This is a genomic window from Roseovarius nitratireducens (genome assembly GCF_002925845.1).
GTDB lineage: Bacteria > Pseudomonadota > Alphaproteobacteria > Rhodobacterales > Rhodobacteraceae > Roseovarius > Roseovarius nitratireducens.
In genome coordinates this window covers 1-5,331 of sequence record NZ_PDNI01000063.1, presented here as the reverse complement: position 1 = coordinate 5,331, position 5,331 = coordinate 1, and the positions used below count along the sequence as shown (strand labels likewise).

The 5,331-nt window shown below is 57.5% G+C and carries 4 protein-coding genes; all 4 read left to right on the top strand.

Annotated features, from left to right (window positions below):
• Positions 1–66 precede the first annotated feature (66 nt).
• Positions 67–885 (top strand): IS5 family transposase, encoded by an 819-nt coding sequence (locus tag CRJ03_RS12855; RefSeq protein WP_104017591.1) that lies wholly within the window; start codon positions 67–69, stop codon positions 883–885.
• Between the two features lie 312 nt (positions 886–1,197).
• Positions 1,198–3,561, top strand: a complete 2,364-nt coding sequence (locus CRJ03_RS12850; protein ID WP_206018368.1) for a putative bifunctional diguanylate cyclase/phosphodiesterase — start codon at positions 1,198–1,200, stop codon at positions 3,559–3,561.
• Between the two features lie 14 nt (positions 3,562–3,575).
• Positions 3,576–4,280 (top strand): substrate-binding periplasmic protein, encoded by a 705-nt coding sequence (locus CRJ03_RS12845; RefSeq protein ID WP_240611668.1) that lies wholly within the window; start codon positions 3,576–3,578, stop codon positions 4,278–4,280.
• A gap of 178 nt (positions 4,281–4,458) precedes the next feature.
• On the top strand, positions 4,459–5,277 hold the full coding sequence (locus tag CRJ03_RS12840; protein ID WP_104017591.1) for an IS5 family transposase: 819 nt from the start codon (positions 4,459–4,461) through the stop codon (positions 5,275–5,277).
• Positions 5,278–5,331: the final 54 nt, after the last annotated feature.

Here is a 5,331-nt window from a genome sequence, read left to right as displayed (position 1 = left end):
GGCGTTGTTGCAGAACTCGGGCCATGGAGGATTCACTTGGCGAATCCATGCGGTTACACGGGCTGCATGAGCAAGCCACCTCCCGCCCGCTATCGCACGACGAACTGGTCCAACTACAACGCGTCGCTGCGCAAGCGGGGGTCTCTGCTGATCTGGGTGGACAAGGAGATGACCTGGCGCGCGCCGCGTGATGGGCGGCCTGGACGGCCCGCGGTGTTTTCCGATGCGGCCATCCAGTTCTGCCTGTCGATCAAGGTCCTGTTCAAGCTTCCATTGCGCCAGACCGCCGGGATGGTGGCCAGCCTGCTTCGACTGGCTAGCCTGGACTGGCCCGTGCCAGATTTCTCTACCCTGTGCCGCAGGCAGAGAACCCTGGCCGTTCAGGTCCCGTATCGCCGCGCCGACGGACCGTTGAACCTGCTGGTCGACAGCACCGGGATCAAGTTTCTCGGTGATGGCGAATGGCAGGCTCGCAAGCATGGATCGCAGCGACGCCGTCAGTGGCGCAAGGTACATCTGGCGATGGACCCGGCCACTTCGGACATCCGCGCCGTCGAGTTCACCCCCAGCCGCGACGGCGACAGTCCCGTGCTCCCGGACCTGCTCGGCCAAATCCCCGACAACGAGCCGATCGGTACTGTCACCGCCGACGGCGCCTACGACACACTGCGCGCGACCCGATACTATGGCCGAGCGTTCTGGAAGCGCTGGACCGGATACCACGCCCGCAGCCGGATCGACGCGAGGATGCGCTGCCTGAAAGCCTTCGGCGAGCGCATCGCCGCACGAGATCCCGACCGCCAGACCGCCGAAATCCACATCCGCATCGCCCTCATGAACCGCTTCTCCGCCCTCTGCACCGCCGAGATAGTCCGCGTGGCCTGACGTCAGCGGGGAAAGGGGAAGTCACGTCTCAGGCCCGAATTGCGCAACAACGCCGCGCTACGCCAAAAGGCTCCGCGCGCGGCCTCTTACACCACCCGGTGGGACACTACCAAAGGCTGCAAACGGATTGGGCGTATCCAAACCGTGACAGGTCCAAATCCCGATACACCCTTGGCTGGCCAAAAGGCCAGTTCATCCGGACAGCTATTGAACAGCGGCAATGTCCGATACAGTCCTGCTCCATCTGGCATTTGAGGGAGCATGTACGCACACTCGGTGGAAAAACGCTTTATTCTTATAATATGTGCCGCATTGTTGCTGCTCGTAGCGCCACTTTTTGCTCTATTTTTCCAACTTTCCTATGACCGCGCTGCGACGGAAAGTCGCAAAAACATCGATCTGACGATGGCGGCCAGTGCCCAGGCGCTTGGTAAGCCACTTTGGGATTTTGACTTAGAAAGCGTGCGCAAGATTACCAATACTATCGTTTCAAATCCACGCGTTATCCGCGCCGATGTCACGGATACGTTCGGGGAGATCCATGCTGAAACCCCGAGCGAGCATGATGACTCAGGCAACCCCCTGCAGAAAATCTCATTGCCGATAACATTCAGTTCGGTGGATGGCAACAAGGAAGTCGGCACGTTGACTGTCTGGATTGAACGGACCAGCTTTCGTACGGTCATCAATACACGCGAGATCGTCTTTCTCTCGATTTTCGGCCTCGCAGTATTGTTGATTTCCGCCGCCGCGCTGATTGCCAATCGGATGACGGTTATCCGACCCCTGTTGCATTTGACCGATGCTATCATTGCCACACACAAGCTTGGTTCACGCCAGCGGGTGGATTGGACATCCAACGATGAGATGGGCACCCTGGCAAAAGAATTTAACGAGATGCAGGAAGAACTAGAAGCCGAGGAAATAGCGCTTAAATCAGCAAATGCTCTTGCCCAGGCCATCCATAACCTGACCCCTGCAATGTTGTATTCGGTGGATTGCGACGGCAATGTCAGCGCTGTTTCGGACTACTGGCTTCTTGCCACCGGCTTTAGTCGTGAAGATGTTATCAGTAAGGCGTTCAGCGAGTTTTTAGATCCCGCTTCGCGCGAAGCCTATAAAGTACGCAGTAAGCTGGACAATGACGCCTCAGTGACGAGCCCGGGGGATACTTTCAAATTCACATGCTCCAACGGCAGCCGCATGGACGTGCTGATTAGGGAGACCATTACCACCCAGTGGGGCAAACAGGATTTGTCGCTTTCGGTCATGACTGATGTGAGCGAGCTCCGAGAGGCCGAGCAACGCAACCACCAGCAGGCAATCACCGACCATTTGACAGGACTGTTGAACCGACAGGGGCTTGAAATGACCCTTGGCGAAGAGATTCGGCAAACCGATGAGCGCAAGGGCGAACTGGCGTGTCTTTTTATCGATCTCGACCGGTTCAAATGGATTAATGACAATCTTGGGCACACTGCGGGGGACTTGGCACTGTGCAAGGTTACGGAGCGCATGCAGCAGCAAGTCCGACCGGACGATGCGTTGGCGCGGCTTGGCGGCGATGAATTTGCCACTCTTGTTGCTGCCCCTAGAGCAGAGCATGTGGCTCGAGAAGTGGCAGAGCGCATCGCGCGCATTTTTGATACCCCGTTTGATATTGACGGCACCCCCATGACGCTCAGCGCCAGCATCGGCATTGCGCTCTATCCCACACAGGCCCGCAACGCCGCCGACCTGTTGCAAAAGTCCGATATGGCGATGTATACGCGCAAAAAAGGCGGCAGGAAGGGGATAACGATGTTCAGCGACGACATTGCCGAGACCGCCCGTACACGCGCTGAAATCGAGAGCTTCATCGAGCAAGGGCTTGCCAATGACGAGTTCGATGCCTGGCTGCAACCAATTATCGATTTGCAAAGCGGCAGGATCGCGGGTTTTGAAGCCCTGATGCGCCTCAACCATCCGCAAAAAGGCATTGTGACACCCGCTGATATCATACCGGTTGCCGAGGAAACAGGATCCATCAACGCAATTGGCAGACGGATATTCAAGCAGGCTTTGCACCATCTAGCCAAAATTAGTGATAGGCTGGATTTGCACGATACCTATCTGGCCGTCAATTTCTCGCCACTGCAGTTCGAACCGGGGTTACCTCTGAAAATCATGGCGGATTTGCAAGAGACCGGCATTTCCCCATCGCGTATTGTCGTGGAAGTCACCGAGGAGGTGCTGGTTCACGACGACGCGATCATTTATGCTACCCTCAAGGAACTGTCGGCGCTAGGCATGCGCGTTGCCCTCGACGATTTTGGCACCGGCTATTCGTCTATGAGCTACCTGCACCGATTTCCGGTCGACATTGTCAAAATCGACCAATCTTTTATTCATGCACTCAATTCGAAGAATTCGCACGACAAGAGCAATCTGCTGATTGAGGGCATAAATACGATTGCGCATAAGTTGAACTGTATGGTTGTCGCCGAAGGTATAGAGACGGCCAATCAATGTGATATGTTGATGGCGATGGGTATCGAATTTGGGCAGGGATTTTACTTTGCCAGGCCGGCACCTGCGGATGACCTTATCTCGCAATTGGCCGGTAATACCGGGAACGTTTGGACTCAAACCACCCCCGAAGAACTCTCCTGTAAAATAGAAAGTACTGCGTCATGATAAGATCAGTTATTTTGACACTACTTGTCCTGGTAGTTCCGGCTCACGCCCAGACCATCAAGCTCGATACCGAGGATTATCCTCCGTTCAACTACCGCGAGGGGAACGAGTACAAGGGGGTCGGGGTCGAGCAGGTGAAATTGCTGATGCAGGATGCCGGGCTGGATTATTCGATTGAGATGATGCCTTGGGCGCGGGCGCTGTCCCTAGCTATGACCCAGCAAGATCACTGTGTCTTCACGACTGTCCATAATGCAGAACGCGACCCCAAATTCAAATGGGTTGAACCGCTTTTGACAAATCGTACCGTTTTGGTGCGTAAGGCCGGTTCCGGCATAAACCCGGATACCATTGAGGAAGCCAAGGCCTATTCCGTTGGCACCCAGCGCGATGACTATACCCAGGCCATTCTTGAGACACACCAGTTTCCCAAGGTGGATTTGGCCACCAACCAGACCTTGAGTTTGAAAAAGCTGCTCAGCGGCCGCATCGATTTGATGCCTGTGTCCGAGGACTACTTCGCGGTGTTGCAACGCGAGGGACATGCGGTTGAAGTGGCGCTGGTGCTTACAGAGGATATTTATTCAATCGCCTGCAATCCCAGCGTTTCCGACGAGGTCATCGCAAGAATGCAAACCAGCCTGGACAAGCTTATTGCCGATGGGACCCAAGCCATGATTTTTGAGAAATTCGGACTCGGCGGCGCCGGGACGCCCTGACATGTTGCGGCGCGCGACGCCTATTGTTCCCGTCACGCGTGCGATCATCCAGGTGCCACGGGGGGTGCGAACGGGAGTGGGCAAAACAAGGGGGTGTCTGTGTATGTTGGTGGGCGTTGTTGCAGAACTCGGGCCATGGAGGATTCACTTGGCGAATCCATGCGGTTACACGGGCTGCATGAGCAAGCCACCTCCCGCCCGCTATCGCACGACGAACTGGTCCAACTACAACGCGTCGCTGCGCAAGCGGGGGTCTCTGCTGATCTGGGTGGACAAGGAGATGACCTGGCGCGCGCCGCGTGATGGGCGGCCTGGACGGCCCGCGGTGTTTTCCGATGCGGCCATCCAGTTCTGCCTGTCGATCAAGGTCCTGTTCAAGCTTCCATTGCGCCAGACCGCCGGGATGGTGGCCAGCCTGCTTCGACTGGCTAGCCTGGACTGGCCCGTGCCAGATTTCTCTACCCTGTGCCGCAGGCAGAGAACCCTGGCCGTTCAGGTCCCGTATCGCCGCGCCGACGGACCGTTGAACCTGCTGGTCGACAGCACCGGGATCAAGTTTCTCGGTGATGGCGAATGGCAGGCTCGCAAGCATGGATCGCAGCGACGCCGTCAGTGGCGCAAGGTACATCTGGCGATGGACCCGGCCACTTCGGACATCCGCGCCGTCGAGTTCACCCCCAGCCGCGACGGCGACAGTCCCGTGCTCCCGGACCTGCTCGGCCAAATCCCCGACAACGAGCCGATCGGTACTGTCACCGCCGACGGCGCCTACGACACACTGCGCGCGACCCGATACTATGGCCGAGCGTTCTGGAAGCGCTGGACCGGATACCACGCCCGCAGCCGGATCGACGCGAGGATGCGCTGCCTGAAAGCCTTCGGCGAGCGCATCGCCGCACGAGATCCCGACCGCCAGACCGCCGAAATCCACATCCGCATCGCCCTCATGAACCGCTTCTCCGCCCTCTGCACCGCCGAGATAGTCCGCGTGGCCTGACGTCAGCGGGGAAAGGGGAAGTCACGTCTCAGGCCCGAATTGCGCAACAACGCC

Coding starts and splice junctions, on each gene's coding strand:
- CRJ03_RS12840 (WP_104017591.1), top strand. CDS start 4,459: ATGAGCAAGCCACCTCCCGCCCGCTATCGCACGACGAACTGGTCCAAC.
- CRJ03_RS12855 (WP_104017591.1), top strand. CDS start 67: ATGAGCAAGCCACCTCCCGCCCGCTATCGCACGACGAACTGGTCCAAC.